General features: G+C 49.3%; 25 protein-coding genes. 16 read left to right on the forward strand and 9 right to left on the reverse strand.

Annotated elements, in window-relative coordinates; genetic code table 11:
• Window positions 1-80 precede the first annotated feature (80 nt).
• Genes gatB through gatC form a run of 3 tightly spaced genes read right to left on the reverse strand, consistent with a single transcriptional unit; the run spans window position 81 to window position 3,285 of the window.
• The gene (gene gatB, locus AC0KH7_RS08435; protein WP_472372495.1) at window positions 81-1,511 is read right to left on the reverse strand and encodes an Asp-tRNA(Asn)/Glu-tRNA(Gln) amidotransferase subunit GatB; all 1,431 of its coding nucleotides are present in this window, start codon (window positions 1,509-1,511) and stop codon (window positions 81-83) included.
• Between the two features lie 14 nt (window positions 1,512-1,525).
• Entirely contained in the window at window positions 1,526-2,980 is a 1,455-nt protein-coding gene (gene gatA, locus AC0KH7_RS08440; RefSeq protein ID WP_472372497.1) for an Asp-tRNA(Asn)/Glu-tRNA(Gln) amidotransferase subunit GatA, read from the reverse strand.
• Between the two features lie 17 nt (window positions 2,981-2,997).
• Window positions 2,998-3,285 (reverse strand): Asp-tRNA(Asn)/Glu-tRNA(Gln) amidotransferase subunit GatC, encoded by a 288-nt coding sequence (gene gatC, locus AC0KH7_RS08445; protein WP_472372499.1) that lies wholly within the window; start codon window positions 3,283-3,285, stop codon window positions 2,998-3,000.
• Between the two features lie 376 nt (window positions 3,286-3,661).
• Between gatC and AC0KH7_RS08450 the strand changes: the two genes are divergently transcribed.
• The 11 genes from AC0KH7_RS08450 to hslO all read left to right on the forward strand — a co-directional run bounded on the left by AC0KH7_RS08450 (window position 3,662) and on the right by hslO (window position 14,238).
• The gene (locus tag AC0KH7_RS08450) at window positions 3,662-4,708 is read left to right on the forward strand and encodes a rod shape-determining protein (RefSeq protein ID WP_029938512.1); all 1,047 of its coding nucleotides are present in this window, start codon (window positions 3,662-3,664) and stop codon (window positions 4,706-4,708) included.
• Window positions 4,709-4,777: 69 nt separating this feature from the next.
• Complete coding sequence (gene mreC / locus AC0KH7_RS08455) at window positions 4,778-5,617, forward strand: rod shape-determining protein MreC (protein ID WP_472373794.1); 840 nt, start codon at window positions 4,778-4,780, stop codon at window positions 5,615-5,617.
• On the forward strand, window positions 5,607-6,110 hold the full coding sequence (gene mreD / locus AC0KH7_RS08460; protein WP_472372501.1) for a rod shape-determining protein MreD: 504 nt from the start codon (window positions 5,607-5,609) through the stop codon (window positions 6,108-6,110). The genes mreC and mreD overlap by 11 nt, the downstream gene beginning before the upstream one ends.
• A 6-nt stretch (window positions 6,111-6,116) precedes the next feature.
• Window positions 6,117-7,934 (forward strand): penicillin-binding protein 2, encoded by a 1,818-nt coding sequence (gene mrdA / locus AC0KH7_RS08465; protein ID WP_472372503.1) that lies wholly within the window; start codon window positions 6,117-6,119, stop codon window positions 7,932-7,934.
• A complete protein-coding gene (gene rodA, locus AC0KH7_RS08470) occupies window positions 7,924-9,054 on the forward strand; it encodes a rod shape-determining protein RodA (RefSeq protein ID WP_472372505.1) in 1,131 nt (376 codons plus the stop codon). Before mrdA ends, rodA begins: the two co-directional genes overlap by 11 nt.
• 136 nt (window positions 9,055-9,190) lie before the next feature.
• A complete protein-coding gene (locus tag AC0KH7_RS08475; RefSeq protein WP_472372507.1) occupies window positions 9,191-10,384 on the forward strand; it encodes a D-alanyl-D-alanine carboxypeptidase family protein in 1,194 nt (397 codons plus the stop codon).
• 14 nt (window positions 10,385-10,398) lie between these two features.
• Window positions 10,399-11,280 (forward strand): D-amino acid aminotransferase, encoded by an 882-nt coding sequence (locus AC0KH7_RS08480; protein ID WP_472372509.1) that lies wholly within the window; start codon window positions 10,399-10,401, stop codon window positions 11,278-11,280.
• Window positions 11,281-11,331: 51 nt separating this feature from the next.
• Window positions 11,332-11,616, forward strand: a complete 285-nt coding sequence (locus AC0KH7_RS08485) for a YbeD family protein (RefSeq protein ID WP_472372511.1) — start codon at window positions 11,332-11,334, stop codon at window positions 11,614-11,616.
• Between the two features lie 6 nt (window positions 11,617-11,622).
• Window positions 11,623-12,285, forward strand: coding sequence for a lipoyl(octanoyl) transferase LipB (lipB, locus tag AC0KH7_RS08490; protein WP_472372513.1), 663 nt, complete (start codon window positions 11,623-11,625; stop codon window positions 12,283-12,285).
• Between the two features lie 51 nt (window positions 12,286-12,336).
• Window positions 12,337-13,350, forward strand: coding sequence for a lipoyl synthase (gene lipA / locus AC0KH7_RS08495; protein ID WP_472372515.1), 1,014 nt, complete (start codon window positions 12,337-12,339; stop codon window positions 13,348-13,350).
• Window positions 13,351-13,374: 24 nt separating this feature from the next.
• Entirely contained in the window at window positions 13,375-14,238 is an 864-nt protein-coding gene (gene hslO / locus AC0KH7_RS08500) for an Hsp33 family molecular chaperone HslO (RefSeq protein ID WP_472372517.1), read from the forward strand.
• A gap of 2 nt (window positions 14,239-14,240) precedes the next feature.
• On the opposite strand, the gene AC0KH7_RS08505 is transcribed toward hslO, so the two are convergent.
• The 6 genes from AC0KH7_RS08505 to AC0KH7_RS08530 all read right to left on the reverse strand — a co-directional run bounded on the left by AC0KH7_RS08505 (window position 14,241) and on the right by AC0KH7_RS08530 (window position 19,645).
• On the reverse strand, window positions 14,241-15,182 hold the full coding sequence (locus tag AC0KH7_RS08505; RefSeq protein WP_472372519.1) for a DUF697 domain-containing protein: 942 nt from the start codon (window positions 15,180-15,182) through the stop codon (window positions 14,241-14,243).
• Window positions 15,179-16,588, reverse strand: coding sequence for a YcjX family protein (locus AC0KH7_RS08510; RefSeq protein ID WP_472372521.1), 1,410 nt, complete (start codon window positions 16,586-16,588; stop codon window positions 15,179-15,181). Before AC0KH7_RS08510 ends, AC0KH7_RS08505 begins: the two co-directional genes overlap by 4 nt.
• Window positions 16,589-16,640: 52 nt before the next feature.
• Window positions 16,641-17,414: a peroxide stress protein YaaA gene (yaaA, locus tag AC0KH7_RS08515; protein ID WP_472372523.1), complete on the reverse strand. Its 774-nt coding sequence runs from the start codon at window positions 17,412-17,414 to the stop codon at window positions 16,641-16,643.
• Window positions 17,415-17,519: 105 nt separating this feature from the next.
• On the reverse strand, window positions 17,520-17,786 hold the full coding sequence (locus AC0KH7_RS08520; protein WP_472372525.1) for a hypothetical protein: 267 nt from the start codon (window positions 17,784-17,786) through the stop codon (window positions 17,520-17,522).
• A gap of 126 nt (window positions 17,787-17,912) precedes the next feature.
• The gene (gene murU, locus AC0KH7_RS08525) at window positions 17,913-18,602 is read right to left on the reverse strand and encodes an N-acetylmuramate alpha-1-phosphate uridylyltransferase MurU (RefSeq protein ID WP_472372527.1); all 690 of its coding nucleotides are present in this window, start codon (window positions 18,600-18,602) and stop codon (window positions 17,913-17,915) included.
• Window positions 18,602-19,645 carry an aminoglycoside phosphotransferase family protein gene (locus tag AC0KH7_RS08530; protein ID WP_472372529.1) on the reverse strand — a complete coding sequence of 348 codons (1,044 nt, stop codon included), beginning with the start codon at window positions 19,643-19,645 and terminating at the stop codon, window positions 18,602-18,604. Before AC0KH7_RS08530 ends, murU begins: the two co-directional genes overlap by 1 nt.
• Window positions 19,646-19,855: 210 nt before the next feature.
• Here AC0KH7_RS08530 and AC0KH7_RS08535 point away from each other — a divergent pair, with 210 nt between their 5' ends.
• From AC0KH7_RS08535 to AC0KH7_RS08555, 5 genes are read left to right on the forward strand one after another with little or no spacing between them, the layout of a single operon-like run.
• On the forward strand, window positions 19,856-22,171 hold the full coding sequence (locus AC0KH7_RS08535) for an LPS-assembly protein LptD (protein ID WP_472372531.1): 2,316 nt from the start codon (window positions 19,856-19,858) through the stop codon (window positions 22,169-22,171).
• 33 nt (window positions 22,172-22,204) lie between these two features.
• Window positions 22,205-23,560 (forward strand): peptidylprolyl isomerase, encoded by a 1,356-nt coding sequence (locus AC0KH7_RS08540; protein WP_472372533.1) that lies wholly within the window; start codon window positions 22,205-22,207, stop codon window positions 23,558-23,560.
• Window positions 23,561-24,559 (forward strand): 4-hydroxythreonine-4-phosphate dehydrogenase PdxA, encoded by a 999-nt coding sequence (gene pdxA, locus AC0KH7_RS08545; protein ID WP_472372535.1) that lies wholly within the window; start codon window positions 23,561-23,563, stop codon window positions 24,557-24,559.
• Window positions 24,559-25,368 carry a 16S rRNA (adenine(1518)-N(6)/adenine(1519)-N(6))-dimethyltransferase RsmA gene (gene rsmA, locus AC0KH7_RS08550; protein WP_472372537.1) on the forward strand — a complete coding sequence of 270 codons (810 nt, stop codon included), beginning with the start codon at window positions 24,559-24,561 and terminating at the stop codon, window positions 25,366-25,368. The genes pdxA and rsmA overlap by 1 nt, the downstream gene beginning before the upstream one ends.
• Window positions 25,368-26,258, forward strand: coding sequence for a symmetrical bis(5'-nucleosyl)-tetraphosphatase (locus AC0KH7_RS08555; RefSeq protein WP_472372539.1), 891 nt, complete (start codon window positions 25,368-25,370; stop codon window positions 26,256-26,258). The genes rsmA and AC0KH7_RS08555 overlap by 1 nt, the downstream gene beginning before the upstream one ends.

Here is a 26,258-nt window from a genome sequence, read left to right on the forward strand (position 1 = left end):
AAGATTCAAACTGCCTTAATCTTTTCACAATTCCACCCACTAAAAAGTAAAAAACCGCCAGGCCTGGCGGTTTTTATGATTTAAGGCTGTAACTTCTCTTTCAGTATCTGATTAACCTGCGCCGGATTAGCTTGGCCTTGCGAGGCTTTCATCACCTGCCCAACAAAGAAACCGAACATTTTTTCTTGGCCACCTTTATAGGCTTCCACTTGCGATGGGTTGTTCGCCAAAACGTCATCGACCATGGCCTCAATCGCCGACGAATCGGTGATTTGTTTAAGGCCTTTCTGCTCGATCACCGTATCAGCATCCCCTTCACCCGCCCAAATAGCGTCAAACACCTGCTTGGCAATTTTTCCGGAAATGGTCTGATCCTGGATGCGCGCAATCAAACCGGCTAGCTGGGGTGCGGAAACGGGCGAATCGGCAATATCCATACCGTTTTGGTTCAAGGCTTTCGACAACTCGCCCATCACCCAGTTAGCGGACACTTTCGGTTCATTGGTTTCCGCCAGCACCGCTTCAAAGTATTCCGCCATGGCACGCGAACCGGTCAGAAAAGCCGCATCGTAATCCGACAACCCGAAATCCGCAACATAACGCTGACGTTTCGCCTCCGGCAACTCCGGCATTTCGGCCCGGATCGCTTCAATGTCTTCATCGGTAATCACCACTGGCAACAAATCTGGGCATGGAAAGTAACGGTAATCGTTCGCTTCTTCCTTTTCACGCATGGAACGGGTTTCGTTTTTATCGGCATCATACAAACGGGTTTCCTGCACCACTTGGCCGCCGGATTCAACGATATCAATCTGACGCTGAATTTCGTACTCAATCGCCTGCTCGATAAACTTAAACGAGTTGATGTTTTTCAGCTCGGCGCGCGTCCCGAAGGGTGTGCCCGGCTTATGAATCGACACATTGGAATCCACACGGAAAGACCCTTCCTGCATATTGCCGTCGCAAATTCCCAGATACTGCACCAACTCATGCATTTTCTTCGCATACGCCACCGCCTCTTTGGCCGACCGCATATCCGGTTCGGACACAATTTCCAACAATGGCGTCCCGGCACGGTTCAAATCCACCCCAGTCTGCCCAGGAAAGGCATCATGAATCGATTTACCGGCATCTTCTTCCAAATGCGCGCGTGTTACGCCGATTTTTTTGGTTTCGCCATCCACTTCAATTTCCAAAAAACCGCCCTTATCGACGATTGGAAACGAAAACTGCGAGGTCTGATACCCTTTTGGCAAATCGGGATAAAAATAGTTTTTACGGTCAAACACCGAACGCTTACCGATTTCGGCATTCAATGCCAACCCCAACGTAATCGCTTTCGGAATCACCGCTTTATTCAAGACCGGCAATTGTCCCGGCATCCCCAAATCCAACAAGTTGGCTTGAGTGTTCGGCGCCGCGCCATAGGCAATAGACGAGCCGGAAAAAATCTTTGTTTTAGTGGTTAATTGAGCGTGAATCTCTAAACCAATCACAACTTCCCAAGTCATTGTCCATTCCTTCCTCATTGATAATCCGCAGGCATTTGTTGATGCCAATCGGTATTTTGTTGATATTGGTGTGCCACTTTCAACAGCATCGGTTCGCTGTGATACGGACCAACCAAGTGCAAACCAACCGGCAAACCGCCAGAAAAACCGGCCGGAACGGACATGGCCGGCATGCCGGCCAAGTTGACAGGAATGGTGTAAAGATCCGCCAGATACATACTGACCGGATCATCGGATTTTTCACCGATATTAAAGGCCGGCGATGGGGCCACTGGTCCAACAATCACGTCACATTGCTCAAACGCTTTGACAAAATCGTCACGTACCATGCGGCGCAGCTTCTGGGCTTTCAAATAATAAGCATCGTAATAACCGGCCGACAAGGCATAAGCGCCCACCATAATACGGCGTTTCACTTCCGCACCAAACCCTTCAGAACGGGAACGCTTATACAAGTCCTCCAAATCCTGCGGATTCTCGCAACGGTAACCATAACGCACACCGTCAAAGCGCGACAAATTGGACGAGGCTTCCGCCGGCGCCAGCACATAATAAGATGGCACCGCCAAATCTTTGTTCGGCAGACTCACCTCGACAATTTCCGCTCCCAAGGCTTCCAACTGGGCAATGGCGTCTCGAATGACTTTTTCCACACCCGCGTCCAAACCATCACCGAAATATTCCGCCGGGACACCCACTTTCAGGCCTTTGATGTTTTGCCCCAATTCGGCTTCAAAGTCAGGCCTGGTCATTTCAATACTGGTGGAGTCTTTCTCGTCAAAACCGGCCATAGCATTCAATAACCAAGCGGTTTCTTCAGCGGAACGCGCCATCGGTCCGGCTTGGTCAAAACTGGAGGCATAAGCGATCATCCCGTAACGCGAAACCGCTCCATAAGTCGGTTTAATCCCGGTCACGCCACAGAAAGAGGCCGGTTGACGAATCGACCCACCGGTATCGGAACCCGTTGCCAAAGGCGCCAGGCCTGCTGCGACCGCAGAGGCTGAACCACCGGACGACCCGCCCGGCACGGTTTGCAAATTCCAAGGGTTTTTCGTTGGCCCGTAATAACTGCTTTCGGAAGACGACCCCATCGCAAATTCATCCATATTGGTTTTACCCAAAATCGGCATGCCTTCCGCTTTCAGCTTATCCACAATGGTTGCATCATAAGGCGCAATAAAGTTATAGAGCATTTTCGAGCCGCACGTCGTCTTGACGCCGTCGGTACAAAAAATATCTTTATGCGCCACCGGAATGCCCGTCAAGGGTCCGCCTTTGCCCTCGTCCAGCATCACATCCGCCGCCTTGGCCATTTCCATCGCCAATTCCGGCGTCACGGTCACATAAGCGTTCAAATCCGCGTCATAGCGCTCAATGCGGTCCAAATAGTGTTGGATAAGCTCAACACTGGTGATCTCACGTTTTTTGAGCTTGTCGCTCATTTCTTTAACAGATAAAGTGTGCATCTGAATGTCTGTCTCTTTTAGTCGATTACTTGCGGCACGAGGTACATGCCATTTTCTGCGGCCGGCGCCAACGCTTGATATTTTTCATGCTGGTCTACTTCGGTGACCACATCGTCACGCAAACGCTGCACCTGGTCCAACGGGTGCGACATAGGTTCAACCCCTTCGGTGTCCACCGCCTGCATTTGTGTGAAAATATCCAGGATGCTGGACAATTTATTCGCCAAAGGCTCAACTTCAGACGCTTCCACCGAAATGGCTGCCAAACGCGAAATTGACTCGACATCAGTTTTATTCAAGGACACATCGACTCTCCATAAACCAAAAATTAAAACCTTATTAAGTTACCACATTTCGAACTTTTCAAAAAGAGACAAGCAACAAAAACTCCAATAAAACCCGGCAAAGAAACACTCAACAAAACACAACTTGCCGAGCCCCATGCTTATAAATGGTAATTTAAGGTTTTATACGAATTTCTATGACAAATAAATGACTTTTCATAACGAGTTTGATATAAAATGTTTGGGTTATTTCTGGGTTCATTTTCCAGCTCAATCAAAGACGATTGAAAAAGTGGCTTTCACCAAAACCAATCACTTTGACAAAGCGCCCACCCGGCGACGAAAAACCCATAAAAATTGAAACCAACGAAACAAGCTATTTTAAGGATTTGCCTCAATGTTGCGTAAAATCATCGGACTCTTTTCTAACGACCTTTCCATCGACCTCGGTACCGCCAACACCCTAATTTATGTCAGAGGAAAAGGCATGGTTCTGAACGAACCCTCCGTCGTAGCAATCATGAACAACCGCCAAGGGTCCAACTCGCGCTCCATTGTCGCCGTCGGTGAAGGCGCAAAACAAATGCTCGGCAAAGAAAACCAAAAAATCCAAACGGTTCGTCCGATGAAGGATGGCGTCATTGCCGACTTTGAAGTCACCGAAAAGATGTTGCAATCCTTTATACGTAAAGTACACGAAGCTCGCTTCTTTCAACCAAGCCCGCGTGTTTTGGTTTGTGTGCCTTGTGGCTCCACACAAGTTGAACGCCGCGCGATTCGTGAATCCGCCGCCGGAGCCGGCGCGCGTGAAGTCTACCTGATTGAAGAGCCGATGGCCGCGGCCATCGGTGCCGGCATGCCGGTCAGTGAAGCCACCGGCTCCATGGTCGTGGATATCGGCGGCGGCACCACTGAAGTCGCCACCTTATCTTTGAACGGCATTGTCTGGTCGGACTCGGTCAAGGTCGGCGGCGACCGCTTCGATGACGCCATTATCAAATACGTGCGTCGTAACTACGGTATGGTGATTGGGGAAGCCACCGCCGAGAAAATCAAAAAAGAAATCGGCACGGCTTACCATGAAATTGAGCCGGATACCTTAGAAGTGCACGGCGCTAATATTGCCGAATCGGTTCCTCGACGTTTCACCTTGAACAGCAATGAAATTTTGGAAGCGCTTCAAGAACCGCTTTCCGCCATCGTCAGCGCAGTGCGTACCGCACTGGAACATACCCCACCGGAGCTGGGCGCCGATATCGCCGAACATGGTATTGTTCTAACCGGCGGCGGCGCTTTGTTGCGCAACATCAACACCATGCTGTCCGAAGAAACCGGTGTTCCGGTCATCATCGCAGACGACCCTCTAACCTGCGTAGCCCGTGGCGGTGGTCGTGCGTTGGAGCTCATGGATGAAAAAGGAATTGACGTTTTTTCATTTGATTAAAATGCTTTTGCCCTGCCTCAACCTCAATTCAGCTTTTTCAAATAGCCTTCTTGTCGCAAGGAGGCTATCATCAATCTAAGTTCCACGTCACCCCAAAAAGAAGGCACTCAATTCGTTGTCTTTTTCATCCTCTGCATCGCACTAATGGTTATGGACCATTACAGTCATCTGCTGTCTAATTTTCGTAATCTTTTGCTCACAACCATTGAGCCGATCGAACGCACCGCCACGCTGCCACTCGACATCTACAACTGGATGCAAAAGGATTACACCACCATCAACCAGTTGCGTTTGGAAAACCAACAGCTTCAAACGGAAAACCTGTTGCTTAAAGCCCAACAACAGCAAATGGCGAAACTCAAACTGGAAATCGATCGTTTAAATCGCTTACTCGGCACCGCCAGCCAATTGGATGCCTCAAAAATTCAAATCGCCACCGTCACCGCTTATAGCCAAACGCCTTATGCGCAATTTTATACGCTCAACAAAGGGGCTTTGGACGACGTCGACATTAACCAGACCGTCATCGACGCTAAGGGGCTTATAGGACTCATCACCCACTTAACCCCGACCTCCAGCCGAGTGCAATTGATTACCGACCCGGACATTCAAGTTCCAGTACGCATTCAACGCACCGGACAACGCGGCATTCTCAGCGGATTAGGACACGACCGCCTATCGTTAATGTTCATCCCCAACTCCAGTTCGGTTCATGAAGGCGACCTGCTGGAAACCTCAGGCCTGGGCAATATTTTCCCTGAAGGGTATCCTGTGGCGAAAATTTCGAAAATCAGCAATCTCAAAGATGAACCCTATTATGAAATAGCGGCAGACCCCATGGCCGATTTAAACCGCTCTCAAAAGGTGTTGATCTTGTCGAACCAGATTGGAGAAATCGATGTCCGATAAAGTGTTTTCCCTTCGTGTATCCGACATCAAATGGCTTTTGCTGTTCAGTTACCTGCTGAGCATCGTGCTCGACAACATGATGATTTTAAGTTTTAAAATTAACTTCATCCCCTATCTAACAGTGTTGATGCTACTGTTCTGGACCACGCAAATACTCGACAAAACGCATTTACTGTCGGCTTTTCTGCTCGGCTTGATTTTTGACGCCTCACTCAATACACCGTTGGGCGCACACAGCTTAATTTTCATCACCTTGACGTTTTTAATGTTACGCTCCCGATTGCGATTCAAGGGCTACCCACTCTGGCAACAATCCTTAATCATCGGTACTTATATCGCATTATTTCAAGTCATGAATTGGTTTCTGTTTCACCCGGTTCTTGTTGGACATGATCTCCTTTATTTCTGGTCCGAGCCGTTTATTGCCGCCCTCATCTGGCCATTTTTCTCAACGGTAATGCAACGTCTAACACAACGATTTGTATTCAGCTGATTCGCCATGAGAAGCCGACACCACTTTCAAACCGAAAACGAAATCAGTCAGCAAAAACGTCTTTTCCGTGCGCGCATCTATTTTGCACTGGCCTTTGCGATTGTTTTCTTTTTAGTATTATTGGGACGCATGACGTATCTGCAATGGGTTGGCTACAGCCATTACCACTCCATGGCGGAAGGCAATCGCATTTCCGTGGAACCGATTCCTGCTGTACGCGGCCGGATATATGATCGCAACCACATATTGCTGGCCGACAACCAGCCGGTCTTTGTGCTTAGGTTTTCCAAAGACAAAATTCAAAGTATTTCCGACACTATTAATCGACTGCATGATGTTTTGCCAGACCTGCCGGAACAGAAACTAACCAAATTCGAAAAACGCCTGAAAGTTTCCAGCAAATATCGTCCGATTTATTTGCCCTACACCCTTTCCGAAAACGAAGCCGCTCGCTTTGCCGGCAACAGTTATCAGTTTCCCGGCATTACGCTGGTCGCAAAACTAAAACGTACCTACCCCTTTGGTTCCGCCGCCGTTCACGCCTTGGGGTATGTCGGCAAAATCAACCAAAAGGAATACACCGGCTTGAACGAATCCCGTTATGCCGGCACCGATGTCATCGGTAAACTGGGCGTGGAAAAATTCTATGAACCGATTCTGCACGGGTTTCCCGGTCTACAGCAGGTTGAAACCAATGCGCGCGGTCGAGTCATTCGAAAACTGGAAACCGTGCCCGCCAAACCAGGTAAAGACATTCAACTCACCATCGACATTCGCTTACAGAAATACATTGAAAACTATCTGGATGGCAAAAAAGCCGCCGTGGTGGTGACCGACCCGAAAACAGGCGATATTCTCGCTTATGTCAGCTCACCGGGCTATGACCCCAACCTGTTCGTAGACGGCATCAGCCAAACCAACTACCAGAAACTGCTTACAAATCACAACCGGCCGCTGATCAATCGGGTATTAAACGGACAATATCCGCCAGGTTCTACCATTAAACCCTTTGTCGCCTTGGCCGCCATTGAAAACAACATCATTTCGCCCGAAAAACAAATCTACGACCCCGGTTTTTTCGAGTTTAAAGACCATCGTTATCGCGATTGGAAGCGACAAGGCCATGGATTGGTCGACATGAACACCGCCATTGCCCAGTCTTGCGACACCTATTTTTATGAACTGAGCCTAGACATGGGAATCGACCTGATTCACGACTCCCTTTACCCTTTTGGGTTTGGGCATCACACCGGCATTGACCTTTACAATGAATCCATCGGCATCCTGCCCTCCAAGGCCTGGAAGAAAAACACCAAAGGCGAATCCTGGTATAAGGGCGAAACCATTATTGCCGCCATCGGCCAGGGATATTTTTTGGCCACCCCTTTACAGTTAGCCAAAGCCGTCTCCATCATGGCCAACCGTGGCGAAGTGGTCGAGCCCCATCTACTGAAAGGCATGGCCGAACCCGAGAAAGAACAAATTCCAATTCAAAAAATCAAAAACTGGGAAGAAGTCATTCAGGCGATGGTCGATGTCATGCACGGCTCACGTGGGACCGCAAGACGATACGCACGTGACTTGCCATTCAAAATGGCCGGCAAAACCGGAACCGCTCAAGTATTCAGCCTTAACGAAGCGGAATACGACGAAGAAAACATCAAAAAAAGCCTACGTGACCACTCCCTTTTTATCGGCTTCGCTCCGGTTGAAAAGCCGAAAATCGCCATCAGTGTTATCATAGAAAATTCCACATTAAAGGCTGCTCCCGTGGCTGTGGACATCATTAAATACTACCTGACCGAGCTACACGATGAGAATTGATTTACCCGCCAAGGAAAAAGTCTATCGCCAAAACAAAGGGCTTTTGGTTTCTTTGCACATTGATGGTTGGTTGCTACTTGGTATTCTCGGTTTGATTGTGATTGGTAGCCTCGTTGTATTCAGTGCTTCCGGTGCGGATATAGAAGTACTCTCACGTCATATGGTACGAGTCGGCTTTGCCTTCGCACTCATGATTCTGTTTGCCCAAATCCCGCCCAACCTCCTAATGGTTTACACCCCTTGGGTTTTCGCCATTGGCACCCTCATGCTGATCAGCGTTCTGCTGTTTGGGGACTTCGGTAAAGGGGCCAAACGCTGGCTGGACTTAGGCTTTTTCCGATTCCAGCCGTCGGAAATCATGAAACTCGCCCTTCCCATGATGATTGCCTGGCTATTCGCGCACGACACCTTACCGCCCTCCAACAAAAAAATGCTGGTCGGCATTGGATTGGTTGGTTTGATTTCGGGGTTGATTATCGTTCAACCGGATTTAGGAACGTCTATCCTGATTGCCATGAGTGGTTTATTTGTCTTGTTCTTTGCCGGTCTGTCCTGGAAGTTCATTTTATCGGCCATGGCCTTGGTCGCCGCGAGCTTACCGATCATCTGGAACTTTTATATGTACGATTACCAAAAACAACGGGTTTTAACCTTCCTCAACCCAGAATCCGACCCGCTGGGTACCGGCTACCACATTATCCAATCCAAAATCGCCATCGGCTCCGGCGGCATTGAAGGCAAAGGGTTTATGGGCAGTACACAAGCCCACCTGGAATTCCTGCCCGAAAGCACCACCGATTTCATTTTTTCAGTACTGGCTGAGGAATTCGGTTTAATCGGCGTCGCCATCTTGCTACTGCTTTATTTACTGGTCATCGCCCGCGGACTCTACATCGCTTACCAAGCCCAAGAAAACTTCGCACGTTTGGCGGCCGCCAGTCTGGTGATGACCCTCTTCGTTTACGTGTTCGTGAATATCGGCATGGTCAGTGGCCTCCTCCCCGTTGTTGGCCTGCCTTTACCCCTACTGAGTTATGGCGGAAGCTCGCTGGTCACGTTAATGGTCAGCTTCGGCATTCTCATGTCGATCCACACCCATAAAAGATTGCTTACCTCATAACAGCTCTAAAAACGGTTTCACCTCCATTGTTTTTCCATGCTTTTAAACGGGATAACGGAAGGGACTCTCTTTCGGTTTCTCCCGCTTTGTGTTAAATTACCGTGATTATTAATTGCTAAAAAGATACTGATATCCCATGGTTAAGACGCTTGGTTTTATTTTCGCATGTTTCGCATTCCTCAACCCGGCTTGGGCCGACACAATTCAGACGGCCCCACCGGCCCAACCGGTTCCGCACGTCGTGCCGTCACCGCCCAAAACAGCGGCTGAAGCCTATATTCTCATTGACTACAACAGTGGTAAAATCATTGCCAGCGACAATGCCGACATGCGCGTTGAGCCGGCTAGCTTAACCAAAATCATGACTGGCTATGTCGTGATTAATGAGTTGAGCAACGGCAATATCAGTTTAGACGATATGGTCACCATCTCTCCAAAAGCCTGGAAAATGCCCGGTTCTAAAATGTTTATCGAAGTCGGAAAAAAGGTTTCCGTCCGCGACTTAGTGAAAGGCATGGTCATCCAATCCGGCAACGATGCCAGTGTGGCTCTGGCCGAACACATTGCTGGTAGTGAAGAAGTGTTCGCCGAACTGATGAACAAATACGCCCAATCGCTTGGCATGAATCATACCCATTACATGAATGCCACCGGCCTTCCGAACCCGGACCATTACACCACGGCTGAAGACCTGTCCATTCTGGCACGCGCACTCATCACCAAATTCCCGGAAGAGTATAAGTGGTACGCACAAAAGAAATTTACCTTTAACGGTATCACTCAATACAACCGTAACAAGTTACTTTGGCAAGACCCTTCCGTGGACGGTTTGAAAACCGGTCATACAGAATCCGCCGGTTATTGCCTAGTCACCTCCGCCAAACGTGACGATATGCGTCTAATTTCTGTCGTACTGGGCACCAACAGTGCCAAACAACGTATTCAAGAAAGTCAAAAATTACTGAATTACGGTTTCCGCTTCTTCGAAACCCATAAACTGTATCAGGCCGGACAGCGTTTGAACGATGCACGCGTTTGGGAAGGCCAACAGGATACCGTCGGACTCGGTTTGGCAAATGACCTTTATGTCACGATTCCACGAGGTCAATATAAAAACTTAAAAATCGAATCCACCATTGACTCAAAAATCACGGCGCCAGTCGGCAAAGAACAACCGCTTGGCGAACTGAGTGTCTCATTAAATGACGAACCGATTACGCAGAAACCATTAATCAGCCTCTCGCCGGTAGAAGAAGGTTCTTTCTTCAAAAAAATCCTGGATCAGATTAAGCTGATGTTTCAAAGCTTACTCGGGTTCCTCGGCCTTTAATTAAAGGATAACCTATGGGAAAATCACAACAAATCGCCTATTTAAACGGCGATTTTATTCCCATTGAAAAAGCTCAAATTTCCCCCCAAGACAGGGGGTTTTTATTTGGTGACGGGGTCTATGAGGTCATTCCCGTCTACCAAAAGCAACTCTTCACATTTGAGCCCCACCTAAAACGCTTAAAAAACAGTCTTACCGCTACCGGGATCATGAACCCGCTGAATGATGAAGGCTGGCTCAAACTGCTGCAAAAACTAGTCGACATCCACCCCTGGCCCGATCAATTTATTTATCTTCAAGTGACTCGCGGCATTCAAATGCAGCGCGACCATTTGCCAGCCGATGACTTAAGTCCGACACTCTATGCCTATTCCAATGAACTGAAACCGGTTTCAGATGACATCAAAACACATGGCATCAAAGCCGTCACACTGGACGACCTGCGCTGGCAGCACTGCGACATAAAAGCGATTACCCTCTTGCCCAATATTCTGATGAAAATGACCGCCAAACAACAAGGGGCAGACGATGCCATTCTGATCGGACAAGACGGTTTCGTCACCGAAGGCACCTCCAGTAATCTGTTTATTGTTCACGACGGAAAACTGGCAACCCCCCCTCAAAGCTCCTCTTTGCTGTCCGGCATTACCCGAGAAGTCATTTTGTCGTTGGCGAAAGAGCATGATATGGCGTATCGCGAAGCCCCATTAACCCTTTCAAATTTGGAAGCCGCTGACGAAATTTGGTTAACCAGCTCAACCAAATACGCCCTGCCGGTTACATCGCTTAATGGGCGTCCTGTCGGCAACGGCCATCCCGGCCAGGCCTGGCAAAAAATGCAACAACACTTTGAAAAAGCCAAACAAGCCCATATAAATAAAAAATTGAACGCGTAACCCTCTCGAACAATAACGCCGATAAAAAGCAAACAACATGAGACACTGAATATGACGGTCGATTTACACACTCCCGACAATGAATCCCTAATTGAGTTCCCTTGCGACTTCGAACTGAAAGCCATGGGGCGAAATAACGGCACACTGGTGGAAACCGTATTTGAAATCACGCAAAAATACGCCCCGGATGTCTCACGAGACAATATCCGCATCAAAGACTCCAAAGGCAGTCGGTTTATTTCCGTCAACATTACCTTTCACGCCACCAGCCTCGAACAGTTGCACGGCGTTTACGGTGAACTGAAACAGCACCCTGAAATATTAATGACGCTCTGATCCGTTATGCCCGTTCACATTCGAGTACTCGGCCTGCAACCTTATAATGAAACCTGGCAGGCCATGCAAAATTTTACCAACGAACGTACCGATGACACGGACGATCAAATCTGGCTGGTCAACCACCCGCCGGTCTTTACCCAAGGCTTGAACGGTGATGCCAAACACTTGCTCGGACACGCCCTCGAAAACGACATCCCTATTATCCAAACCGACCGGGGCGGTCAAGTCACCTACCACGGCCCCGGACAAGCGGTCGTCTATTTATTGTTGGATCTCAAACGTGCCAAACTTGGCGTTCGTGACCTGATCAGTCGAATGGAAAACGCCATTATCGCCTACCTGGACACCCTCCACATAGAAGCAACAGCTCGCTCCGATGCGCCTGGTGTTTACGTTAACGGTGACAAAATCGCCTCCCTAGGCTTAAAAATCCGAAAACAACGCACCTATCATGGCTTAGCACTCAATCTCGCGATGGACATGACGCCTTTTCACTGGATCACCCCCTGTGGCTTGGAAGGCATTCAAATGACTCAAATTGCCGATGAATTAGAAGATGCGACGGCCGTTCCCGACATGAACGCCTGCCTGACAGAATTGAGTCAAATTTTATTGGCTCACCTTGAACCGGAAATCACCGACGAACACCCGGCATTTCTTGAATAAAATCGCTTTGGCACTATAATAACGTCTTTGTTTTATTAGGTTTTCCAGCTTATGACGTCACCACAAATGCACGAAATTTCACTCGACGCCATCACCGGCTTGCAAAAAGACAGCCTGAAAGCGCGTAACGAACAGATGTCAAAAGGCGAATACAAAACCAAATCGCTGAAACACCGGCCGGACCCAAACCAGCCCAAGCTCAAAAAACCCAGTTGGATTAAAGCCAAGCTGCCATCCGCGAAACACATTGGCCGCGTCAAAGAGCTCAAACAAATTCTAAGAGAACAAGGCTTAAACTCGGTGTGTGAAGAAGCATCCTGCCCCAACCTGGGCGAATGCTTCGGTCATGGTACCGCCACGTTTATGATAATGGGCCACATCTGCACCCGGAAATGCCCTTTTTGCGATGTCACCCACGGCCGCCCGAATGCGTTGGACGACAATGAACCACAACACTTGGCCAAAACCATTGCCGCCATGCAATTGAATTACGTTGTCATCACTTCCGTCGATCGAGACGACTTGCGAGACGGTGGTGCCAATCACTTTTTGCAGTGTATTGAAGCCATTCGAACCACCACACCGGACGTCAAAATCGAAACACTGGTGCCGGATTTTCGCGGTCGCCTGAGCGTTGCGCTGAAGACCCTATCGCAATCCGCTCCGGACGTACTGAACCATAACCTGGAAACCATTCCCCGCCTCTATGACGAGGCACGCCCGGGAGCCGATTACCAAGCCTCCTTAGACTTGCTGAAACGCTTTAAAGACATGCGTCCGGAAACCACCACCAAATCCGGCCTGATGGTCGGACTGGGCGAGGAGATGGACGAAATTCTGGATGTCATGCGGGATTTACGAGCGCACGATGTGGAAATGCTAACCATCGGTCAATACCTACAACCTTCTGACTTCCATCTCGGCGTCAAACGTTATTGGACACCGGACGAATTCAAGCAACTGGAAGTGGCCGGCTTGGAAATGGGCTTCACTCACGTGGCATCCGGCCCGATGGTTCGTTCTTCGTATCATGCCGACCTCCAGGCACAGGGCCAATTTGCTTAATCGTCTTACATAGGACTCCCGATTATGAATAATGCCATTCAGCGTTTCTTATTCAAACACCTCAATATCCGTGGGCAGCACCTGCAAATTGACCAGGCCTGGCAGGAAATGATAAAAGACCGCCACTATACCGCGCCTTTGACCAAGGTGCTGGGTGAATTGACCGCCATGGCCGTGATGCTCGCCAACGGCATGAAACACACCGGCAAAGTCTCCATTCAAGTACAGGGAAAAGGGCCGGTGAACTTATTAGTGGTCGAATCCACACACGACTTGAAAATACGCGGTGTTGCCAAAACCAATGCCACTCTGTCCACCGAATCCACACTGGAAGAACTGCTCGGCGATGGTCAAATACTGGTCACCATGGAAAACACTCAAACAAACGGCATTTTCCAATCCTATGTACCGCGTGAAGAAAACGACATCGCCCAGTCGTTTGAGGCCTTTTTGAGTCAGTCCGAGCAACAACCTTCCAAACTATGGCTGGCCGCCAACGAAAGCGGCATTGGCGGCGTCATGATCCAGAAAATGCCCACCACCGATGAGCAAGACGAAGATGGCTGGGAGCGCATCTATATGCTTACCGACACCTTAAAGGATGAGGAACTGATTGGACTGGATGCGCGCACCCTGTTGCATCGGTTATTCCATGAAGAAACCATCGAACTGTTCGAGTCCCAAGATATTGAATTCGAATGCCCGCAAGATCGAAAAAAAGTGGAAGACATGCTGCTATCACTCGGCGAGGCTGAAGCACGCAAAATTCTGGAAGAACACGGTGAAATTGTCGTACACAATGAAATCTGCAACTATCACATCCGCTTCACAGAAGAAGATGTTGACGCCCTGTTCAAGGCATCGCCAGACTCACCGTTACTCAGCTAAAATTATTCGGCAAACGCCTGATCCAACTGTCGAATTAAAGAACGGCCCAAACGGTAATTCAAGCCGCCGGCGGCGATGGCTTCGGTGGAACCTTCCAGCACCTTTGCGCCGATTCCACCCCCTATCTGCGAAACCACTTCATCGCTCAACAAATCCACTACTGACGTGACCGCCAAGCCCTCCAAGGCCAAACGCAACAGACGCCAGTTCCCAGCCCAACCTGTTCGCAAACCATACACCTGAGCAATCAAACGCAAAGTCCGCATGCCCATCCATAGGAACAAAATAGATTGAATCAAGCTATTTGGGCTTAGAAACGCCAAGCCGCCGGATGTCATCGACACTTTATTGAGCTGCTTTTTAGCCGTCACTTGAATCGGCAAAACCACACGATCACGATAGATCATCAACACCTCATCATTGGAATGGTGGGAACGAAGTGCTTGATGAAATTCCTGATAACAATGCCGAGCAAACGAGCTGCCGGACTGCAAGTTTTCACGGCGTTTCAAAGCCGCCAAAGTCGCGGTTTTATCGTCTTTGCGCTGAAGAGCATCTAAAGAGTCTGACACACTCAAAAAGCGCTTGATTGAAAGATAGCCTCGCCATTCTCGTAACACGAAAGCCAATAGCAATAAAACAAAGACAAACAAAATCGCGGATAGCGTGATTGACAGCCAAGGGGTTGAGTCCGTCAACGCTCGAATCATCAACATGGCATCGGTTAGGCCAAACGCAATCATCACCAACACGGCCGCCAATATCAACCATCCTCCTAACCGAAAAGCCGGTACAACCGATTTTTGTTCGATAACAGGCTGTTCATCTATTGCATCATCAAGATGAATTTCCGGCTGCGACTGATTCAACGTTTTTTCCGAAATTCTAGAACGATATTCCGGGATATAACGCTGAGACAATGGTTCTTGATCATCCTGACTCATGAGACCCCCAGTAAATATTCAAATAATCGATCAACGCCTTGGGAATGCTGCATACGCTTCCACCAATCCTTCGGAACACCCGCCTTTAAATAAGGGTAATTTTCATGTTCCCCCAATTCAGACATAGTTTCTGGCAAGGGTTCAAAAACCGCTTCTGTATAGTCCCCTGATCGATTGGTATAACGCAGGGCCTCCGATATCTCACCTGGGTCAGTCACCTGCAAGGCCGAGGCTAAAAAATGCTGAAAATCCACCTGCTGTTCACTCAATTGCGCACGCGCCCCTGAGGTGATTTCCTGTAGTAATTTCAACAGAGCGCCATGTTGAGACGCTGGCACCAGATCCACTTTTGTAGCCACAAAGGCCACACGAGAAAATTCCGACCGACTTAAAACCCCAGGCTTATACCATTTAGAGCGCCCTTTTACCAAAACCGACGACAAGTGAGAGACGGTTTCTTTAAGTTGATTGAGGTGCGCCCGACCATGGCTTAAGCCCTCAAGCACATCCACCAACACCACTTGCTTATCCGCCTTCAAAAAATAAGCCTCCCGTAAGGGTTTCAGCCAACGGGTTTGAAAAACTTGATACCCTTGTGTAAAACGTTGTGTCCAAGGGTGAGCCGGATCACTGCATATTGATGTCGGCAAAGGGGCGAAGCCATGCCGTTGCCAGTCAAAGTCACTGTCGGGCAATAATAAAGCTCCCGGTTGCAGCAGTGTAATGCCCCCCGCTTTCGCTTTTTGAAGATAATCCCGATAAGCGGAAATGTAACCCTCCACCACATCATCGTTTGGCATTTGATCAAAATCAAACACATCGGTAAACGCCTGCCACTGCTGAGCAAAAAAACGCTGAGGACGGTTTGACTGCTGTGCCCAGGACGAATCCGACCAGGCCACAAACGGTTTTTCTAACATCGGCAAATCCGTCAACCACTCACCCGGATAATCGTAAAATCGAAAAACCACCTGACGTTTGCGCCCTAAAGCACGTTTCACCCAAAAACTGGCCCGCAGTGTCAGCACCAATTCAAAACCATAAATGGCCTCTGTCGGTGGGGGCCAATGCCCATTCTCCAAGGCATCTAAACTTTGCTCCAAAGGGAAAACCGCTTCATATGGAATCGGATTCAAGGTCACGTCTTCCACCAAATCGAGTGGCAAAGCCTTTAAAAGCGGTAGGTTTATGCTTGCGCGATGCCGTTCCATCAACAAAGCCATCAGCGAGGTAAACAACATAGACTTACCACTCCGACTCAACCCCGTCATCATGATATTGTGTACTCGGCGACTTCCCCAGTGCTCCAACCAATCACTGCCACGGTTCAACACTGTGCCAACGGTTTTTATGAATGTCTGAAAAGCATTTTTTCGCATGCCTTTACGCATATATTCAGGCGACACAAAGGACTCCTAACAAAATAAACTTTCTCTTCGGGATGAGCTTCATGTCTATTTAATCATCTTGTTTCCGCGTAAAGACCCAGTCTTTTTCGGACGATAAATCCGGCGCAAAACGATAGCCATCGTAATCGAAATACTTTAAATCCTCGACCTGCTCCACTTGGTTTACGGCGGCATAGCGCGCCATCAAACCACGCGCCCGTTTGGCGTAAAAACTGATCATTTTATATTGACCGTTTTTCCAGTCTTTGAACTGCGGCGTAATGATATCGGCGTTCAACTCTTTTTTCTTAATCGCTTTAAAATATTCATTGGAGGCTAGGTTCACCACCAAACGACTGTCTTGTGCCGCCAACTGTTGATTTAAGGCCTCCGTCAACTCGCTTCCCCAAAAGGCATACAAATCTTTTCCGGCGGGGTTGGCGAACTTGGTGCCCATTTCCAAACGATAAGGCAAAATCCTATCCAAGGGTTTCAATACACCGTACAAGCCGGACAAAATACGCAGATGAGTTTGCAAATAGGACATTTGATTCTCATTAAGCGAAGAGGCTTCCAGCCCTTGATAAACATCCCCTTTAAACAACAATACCGCTTGTTTGGCTTGTTCGCCAAACGGTTGTTCCCAGGCTTGGAAACGCTCGTAATTTAACTCGGCCAACTTGTCACTTAGATGCATCAACCCGGCGATATCCACCGGCCCGAGTTGTTTTAAATCATCAATCAAGCGTTGTGATTGCGCAAGGAAATCGGCCTCAGAGGACGGTACGGATGCCGGGGCCGGCGTTTCATCCAACGCTTTGGCCGGCGAGACTAAAAACAACATATTTGCTCCTAGGAAGGAAAATTCAAATGAAACTTATTTTAGCGTCAAAACGCAAAAAGGGAAGCCACGCTTCCCTTTTCGGTTTAACAATCTTTTGTCATCCGCTTAAAGACTGTCGGGAGTCAAGCCTTGCTCTTCCAAGAAGTGACGCAACTTGGTGACTTCTTCTTTATTGGCCAATTCATGCCCATGATGCGGCAAGCCAAGCGTTAACTCGGCCTCATTCAATTTAATGTGCGCTCGATTGGCGTTGGACACATCAATATCCGCCCCGAAATGCTCCAAAGCCGAAGCCAGTTTTTTCCAGTCAATATTCGTCGCAATCGGGTGCGCAAACACTTTTTCAATCGTCGCTTTATGTTTGTGGCTCATTTATCATCCTACTGATTTCAATCAATTCATTTGAGTTAATAACCGGGCGCTATCCATCGCCCTTCTCGACGTTTAATATACTCTAATTGACGTAAAAGCCAACTTAAAAAATTCTATGAAGAGGTGTTATTTTGGGTAATGGCGTCGAGCGGCTTCCAAACGCTCTACCGTTCCAATATCATCCCATAGACCGGAGTAAACCTCTCCCGTTACCTTGCCTGCTGTCATCGCTTTGCGCAACAACGGTGCTAAGGGTTCAAAACCAGGAGTCAGTCCATCGAACAAACTCGGGTGTAATAAACTGATGCCTGCGAAAGTCCAATCGCCTTCTGACATCACTCGTCCGTTGTGCAAACCGAAATCCCCTTTTGCTTTAAATGCCGGAGTCGGCACCAACACCAAATGCGCCAAGCTCCCCTTTGGCAAGGCCATTTTCACCAGGCCTGCAAAATCATAATCGGTTAACACATCGCCGTTCACGACCAAAAACGGTGTATCCCCCACCGTCAGATTGGGCAAGGCTTGCAAAATCCCCCCAGCGGTTTCCAAGCCACCCTCCGGCTCCGGAGAATAAACAATGCGCACACCGTAAGCCTCCCCATTCCCCAGTTTGGCTTCGATTTTGTCGCCCAACCAGGCATGGTTGACCACCACATCCGTCACACCGGCTTTAGACAAGGCCAGCAGGTGGTGTTCAATTAACGCCAGGCCACCGACTTCCATCAAGGGTTTGGGCAAGACATCGGTCAACGGGCGTAAACGATTGCCGCGCCCAGCGGCCAGAATGATCGCTTTATGGGGTGCCATAACCGTCATCACACCACCTGACGCGGCTTTGATAACGCCGGCAACACTTTGGTTTCCAGCAGGTCGACCAAAGCGCGTGTTTCCACATATTGCGGTGCCATGTCGTATAAATACTGCACAGTGGTCGGAATATCATTTAAATAGCCATCTTTACCGTCCCGATGATACAAACGGGCGAAAATGCCGGACGCTTTTAAATGCCGCTGAATGCCCATCAAATCCATCGCTTTAACGAACCCTTTCCACTCATCTTTCGCCAACAACCTCGCTTGCACCAAACTCAGGAAATACTGTCGCTGCCACTCGGAAACCTGCTCAATCGGCCAAGTGATATAACAATCGCGTAATAAGGACACAGCGTCGTAGGTTAGCGGGCCTTTCACAGCGTCTTGAAAATCCAAAACCCCCGGATTACCCGCGTCCAACACCATCAGATTACGACTGTGATAATCGCGGTGCACGTAGGTTTGCGGTTGATTCAATGCCGATTGCGCCAGAGCGGACGTCAAATTCTGCCAGGCCTGGCGCTCGGAAGCCGATAATGAGACCTCCAAATGCGTTCCCAGTAGCCAATCGGTAAACAGCGCCATTTCAGTATTCAGCAAAACCGCATCGTACTCCGGCAAGGCGCCGGCCTGTTGTTTGCCTTTTGTTTGCAGAGCCACGAGCGCATTCAACGCATCCGCATACAAGGCATCCGCCGTCTCTTCGGACTCGGTGGTCGTCAAACGGTTCAGATAGGTTTCATTGCCCAAATCCTTCAACAATAAAAACCCCTGTTCCAAATCCTGCTCCAACACACTGGGCACTGTCAGCCCCATTTTCTCTAGCTGACCGGCAATGCGCACAAACGGCTCACAGTTCTCATGCTCCGGCGGCGCATCCATAACAATGCGGGTTGAATCCGGAGCATCATGAAGACGAACATCAATTCGGTAATAACGCCGAAAACTGGCATCGCTTGAGGCGGCGACAGGGGATGAGACATCCCCCCCCTGCAAAGATGGGCACTGGCCAAGCCAGCTCTGTAATTGTTGAAAACGCTGTGACATCGACTTTATTTCGGCTCCTTTGCCCGACCGAAGAATGGTTAATTGTTTTGTAATCCTGACAACAAAGCCATCACCCAACGTATTTTAACGCTTCAAGGTAACGTCGACGCTGTCTTTGCGGTAGAATACCTGAATTATTCATCATTTACGATTTAACGCTGGATGTCAATTCGAAGCCGCTTCATTTTATCAGGTTTTTTACTGTTACCATTGTGGTCTCCCTCCCTATTGCAGGCCGCCGATACCAGTCCGTTAAAAGCCTCCCCGGTTTCTTCCGACCCAGCCTGCTTGCCGGCCTGGATTGCACCACCAATCACCCCACCAGGCGCCCAAGCGGATCATTCGGCTGAAGCCGATCGCATTTCACAGCCGAATGAACTCACCTACGACCTAAGCGGCAACGTGGTTCTGAAACGGCCAGGCCTGGTGGTTTTTTCCAACCAGTTACAGCTCAATCGCTTGAATGAAGAAGCCAAAGCATTTGGGCAGGTTCAGTTTCAGCGAGACGGTTTGATTGTCACCAGCCGGAGCGCACACCTAAACCATCAAAAGCAAACCGCACAACTTAAAGGCGCTCGTTATCAGTTCATCGACACCCGGGCCCACGGCACAGCTAAACAAGTGGACGTTAATCAAAAAACGAACCTGGCCGAACTGGAAAAAGCTACCTTTACGACTTGCCCGCTGGTGCAATACAGTTGGCAGGCTCGCAACGGCGACATTCAAAGCTCAGAAAAATACGATTGGGAACTGGACTTCGGGCATTTACAAATCGATAACAACAAGCGCCGCATCTATGGTTACAACACTTGGTTGTATTTCCAGACCGTACCGGTGTTTTATACGCCTTACATCGATTTCCCAATGGATGATCGCGCCAGTGGCTTCCTGTTTCCCACCATCGGTAGCTACCGTCCTTTAACGCGTGACACGGCCGAAAACTATGTGGCCGTTCCCTATTATTTCAACCTAGCCCCCAATTACGACGATACCCTAACCGTGATGAAAATGCAGGATCGTGGTTGGGTGCTAGACAATGAATTCCGTTATCTGCTCCCCAACAGCAGCGCCCAATTGAACTTAACCGGCCTGAACGACCAAGTCACCTCAAAAGAAGGGTTGGGCTACATCGACGAAAACGGCGACCCGGCTTATGGCGACAAAATCGATCAGCGCTGGCGAGCCAAACTGGTGGCCCAGCAACAATGGACACCCGGTTTAAGCAGTAACATTCTCTGGCATGAATTGTCCGACAAATATTTCTACACCGACATTCCGGTGGAAAGTGCATTGGACAGTGCCAGTTACACACAGCGTTACATCAACCTGAATTACAACAAGGAAAATTTTCAGGCGGGTGTTCACATCTTAAATTACTTACGCTTACGCGACGATGCCGACTACAACTATGAAAAGCGCCCGGAAATCACACTAAACTATTTCCACCCGTTCGAAACCGAGGGCCTGCGAAATGTCAGCGTCAACCTGCCGGTTGAATCCACTGAATTCCAAATCGACAAACAAGCGCACAAGCCGGAAGCGCAACGAAATGTCCTATCGCCATCTGTGCAATACCAATATTACCAGCCTTACGGCAGCTTTAAAGCCGAAGCCGTCGCCAATAAAGTCCACTATTACATGCAAGACAACGGCTACAATACCTCCGGCCAAAACCAGCTCGACATCACCGTGCCGCAATATGCGTTACACGGAAAGCTGATTTTCGAACGGGATTTTTCTCTAGCCGGATTTGACATGATCCAAACGCTCGAACCGGAAGTGCAGTATTTGTATGTGCCCTATCAAAATCAATCGAACATACCGTTGTTTGACACCACCGCTCGCAGTTTGGATTTTACCAACCTGTTCAGCTACAACCGTTTTTCCGGTTCCGACCGCATTGGCGACACCAACCAAATATCCGCCGCCCTCACCACGCGTTTTTTGAAACGTGACGGCACGCCGGTGGCCGAAGCCGGCCTCGGGCAAATTTTTTATTTAGAAGACCGTCAAGTCACACTCAACAGCACCGCAACCGAAGCGGAATTGACACAGAACACCCAAAACGTGTCCGACTATTACATTAAACTGGGCTTTACCGCTGGCCCGGTTTACTTTGCCTCCACCAGTCAGTACGATAGAAGCAACTATGACTTAACCAACAGCAACAGCCGCTTCAAGTTTGGCTTATCATCGGACTTTAATCTGCTCATGACACACCTCATCACCAACCGCAATCAACCCAACAAACAGGAAGACCTAGCCGCCGGACTGACCTGGCAGTTGACACCGAAATGGGGCCTTGGAGGGTATATCAATTACGACTTCACCAGCGAACGAAAAACCGAAGTGCAAAGTGCCATCCGTTACGACAGTTGCTGCTGGGCCTCCGAATTGTCACTTAAGGAAACACAACTGGACAATGGACTGTATAATTACAGCATTCAATATTTAATCGAATTCAAAGGGCTCAGTTCCGTCGGCACACCGTTCAAAGAATACTTGAACGACAAGCTGAATTTTTAAACCGAAATGCCCCATCACGCTTAGAGACTTTGCATGAAATCAACAACATTCACCCGCTTTTTCACTTGGTTGGCCCTACTCGCTATTTTCCATTCCGGCCAGGCCTGGTCTGAAACGCAACCACAGTTGCTTGACCGGGTCGTTGCGGTGGTCAACGACGACATTATTCTCAAAAGCCAGCTGGATCGCGAAGTGGTCATAGCCCGCCAAGAATTGCAGACGCGAAACATCACCGTCAGCGATATGGACGAACTGAGCATGAAGGTACTGGATCGCATGGTTTTGGAAAAGCTGCAGTTACAGCAAATCAAGCGCATGGGTTTAAAGGTGCCGGATGAGGAATTGCTCGGCCAAATTCAACAAATTGCCGAACAAAACAATCTTTCGGTGCTTGAACTGCGTGACCGTCTCAACTACGCACGCCCGAACGGCTTCCAGGAATTCCGTGAACGAATTCGCCAGCAGATGCTGTTCCAAAAATTACGCGAAGCCGAAGTGCTTTCCAAAACCCAAGTGACCGAAGATGAAATTAATAACTTCATCCAACGCCAAAACCTGATCGACAACAGCGACGAATACCACCTGAAACACATTTTGATTGGCTTACCCGAATCCGCAACCCCGGCCCAACGTGATGCCGCACGCAAAAAAGCCGAAGACGTCTTGCAAAAACTGCGCGAAGGTGAAGACTTCAGCCAAATGGCGGTGCGTTACTCGGACGGCAGCAAAGCCTTACAAGGCGGCGACCTAGGCTGGCTATCCAGTGATCAAATCCCCACGTTTTTCAGCAAAGCATTCAACCAGCTGCAACCCGGCGAATTCAGCGACATCATCCGCAGCCCAGTCGGCTTTCATATTATTGAATTGGATGGCAAGCGCAATAAAAACAGCAAGCTCGTCAAGCAATACCACGTATATCGTTTCATCCTATTGTCTGACGATGCCAAACATCTGAAACAACCCAGTAATACCTTGATCAGTTTGGCTGACAGCATCGACAGCCTGGAAAAATTCAAGCAATTGAACGAACAGTATTCCGACATCCCGGCGTCCGTCAATGCCAACGGCAACCTTGGCTGGCAAACGGCTCGTGACTTACCGGCCGAATATTTTAGCGCCATCAACGGCTTGGAACCTGGACAAACGGCACGCCCCTTCGCAACCGATGAGGGCTGGGTCATTCTCTATTTGGACGGCATTCGTGAGCAGGATGTGACGCTGGATGACAAACGTCAACAAGCCATGCAAACCCTGCGCATGAAAAAAGCCAATGAAAGCTATGAAATCTGGCTCCGACGCCTGCGAGACGAAGCCCTCGTCGATATCCGTTACCACGATCCGGAGATCATGAAACCACAACCCAAACACGACGAGGGGTCCGAACAATAAATGGCCGCCACACAACACCGACTCGTCATCACCTCCGGCGAACCGGCCGGCATCGGCCCGGAACAAGTGGTTCAGCTGGCACAACAAGATTGGCCGTTTGAATGGGTGGTCTTGGCCGATGCCGACCTACTGAAAGAAAGAGCCAAACGCATCGGCTTACCGATTCAAATCGAACGGTTTACCCCCTCACAAGCGCCCACACCAAACACCGCCGGAGTCATTAAACTACATCAAATTGACCTAACCGTAGCATCCACCCCGGGGCAACTGGCCGTTGAGAATGCCGGCTATGTCCTCAAAATGCTTCATGCCGCCATTGACGGATGCATGAACGGTACCTTTGATGCCATGGTGACCGGCCCCATTCATAAGGGCATTATCAATGAAGCCGGTTTGAAGTTCACCGGCCATACCGAACTCTTAGCCGACGCCTCGGGAACCGAGCGTGTGGTCATGATGCTGGCAACCCCCGGCTTGCGAGTCCCTCTAGCGACCACTCACCTGCCCCTTTCAGAGGTTCCGAAGGCCATTACCCCGAAATTATTGGAAGACGTCATCGGCATCCTGTACCAATCCCTTCAAATACAATTCAAAATTTCCGATCCGAAAATCTATGCGATGGGGTTAAACCCTCACGCCGGCGAAGATGGTCATCTGGGACGTGAAGAACTCGATATCATCATTCCAACACTGGATCGTTTGCGCGCAAAAGGCATGGATTTAATCGGCCCATTGCCCGCCGACACCATTTTCAGCCCCGACAACCTCAAACAAGCGGATGCTTTTCTGGCCATGTATCACGATCAGGGACTGCCGGTTCTGAAATACGTTGGCTTTGGACAAGCTGTGAACGTCACCCTAGGGCTGCCTTTCGTGCGCACCTCAGTCGATCACGGCACCGCCCTGAACTTGGCTGGACAAGGAAAAGCGAGCATCGACAGCTTCCGCTACGCCATGGAAGTGGCCATCGAAATGATTCCTGAAGAAGGGGCCGCTTGATGGCGCAACGACAGAAATCACATCAGCACAAAAAACGGTTTGGGCAAAACTTTCTCAATAATGACCGTGTCATTCAACAAATTGTCATGGCGATCCAACCGAAACCGGATCAGCATTTGGTGGAAATCGGCCCCGGCGAAGCCGCCCTGACCCGCCCGCTTCTGGAGGCTGTGGAAACGCTTGACATCATCGAAATCGACAACGACCTGATTGCCCCGTTGACGCAAACGCTCGGCCACTACCCGGCTTTCAATCTACACCACACCGATGCATTGAGCTTTGACTACCATCAATTGTTGAAAGACGAAAACGACCGGCTTCGAGTGGTTGGAAACCTGCCTTATAACATCTCCAGTCCACTGCTGTTTCACCTGATGGAGTACGGCCAAGCCATTATCGATATGCATTTCATGCTGCAAAAAGAAGTCGTGGAACGTATTACGGCCAAACCGGGCAGTAAAACCTATGGTCGCCTGAGCGTCATGCTGCAATACGCCTGCGCCACCGAATACCTTTTCACCGTCGGTCCGGAAAACTTCACGCCGCCACCCAAAGTGGACTCCGCCATCATTCGTTTAACCCCTTACCAAATCAAACCCTACTCGGCTCAATCCGACTCGGACCTAGCGAACCTCGTGCGCCAGTCTTTTTCCCAGAAGCGTAAAACGTTGCGTAACAACCTCAAAGGCTGGTTAACCGACGACGATATCGAAGCTTGTGGCATACGCCCCTCCGATCGAGCGGAAACCCTTTCCGTCGCCGATTTTGTCGCCTTATCGGATCGTTACACCGCCAAAGGAGCCACCTGATGGCCACCTATGTGATTGGCGACCTACAAGGCTGCTTCGACGAACTCATGACCTTATTGGAAGCCATCCAGTACGACGAGCAAAACGATGTACTCTGGTTTGCCGGCGACATCGTGAATCGCGGCCCCAAATCCCTAGAATGCCTGACGTTTGTTAAAGAAATTGAAGAAACTGGTCGGGGTAAGATGGTGTTGGGCAACCACGACTTTCATTTACTGGCCGCCTACTCCGGCCTGGAAAAATACGTCTCCAAATCCGATACCTTAACGGATATCCTTCAAGCCGATAACGCTCCGAAACTGATTGACTGGCTGCGTCGTCAGCCATTGGTCATTAAACACGATTACTTGCCTGCCGCTATGGTGCACGCCGGTATTCCACCTCAGTGGACCGTCGCAGAGGCTTTAAGACATAGCCAAGAAGTTGAGCAGCATTTGCAATCCGAGCACTGGCAAACTTTTATCCGAGAACATCTGTTCGGTTCGGAACCGAGAGAATGGCAAGACACCCTCACCGGTTGGGAACGTATTCGGTACATCGTCAATGCCTTTGCCCGCATGCGTTACTGCAACAATAAAGGAAAACTTGAGTTCAAGCAGAAAATGTCGCCCACACAAGCCGACGACTTGAAAAAAAATTACCAACCCTGGTTTGCGCACAGTAACCGTCGAAACAAGGACTACGAACTGTTTTTCGGGCACTGGTCAACGCTGGGCGCAGTGGATGCCTATAACATACACGCCACCGATACCGGCTGTTTATGGGGCGGCGATTTAACGGCCTATTGCCTTGAGACTCACACTCGACATACAATAAAATGCGATATGCAATGCAAGCCGAAAAAGAAAACCGCCCCCCACCCTAAAAACGGATCAAAACCAGAGTCATAA

The organism is Hydrogenovibrio sp. (assembly GCF_965140365.1).
In the GTDB taxonomy this organism is placed as follows: Bacteria; Pseudomonadota; Gammaproteobacteria; order Thiomicrospirales; family Thiomicrospiraceae; genus Hydrogenovibrio.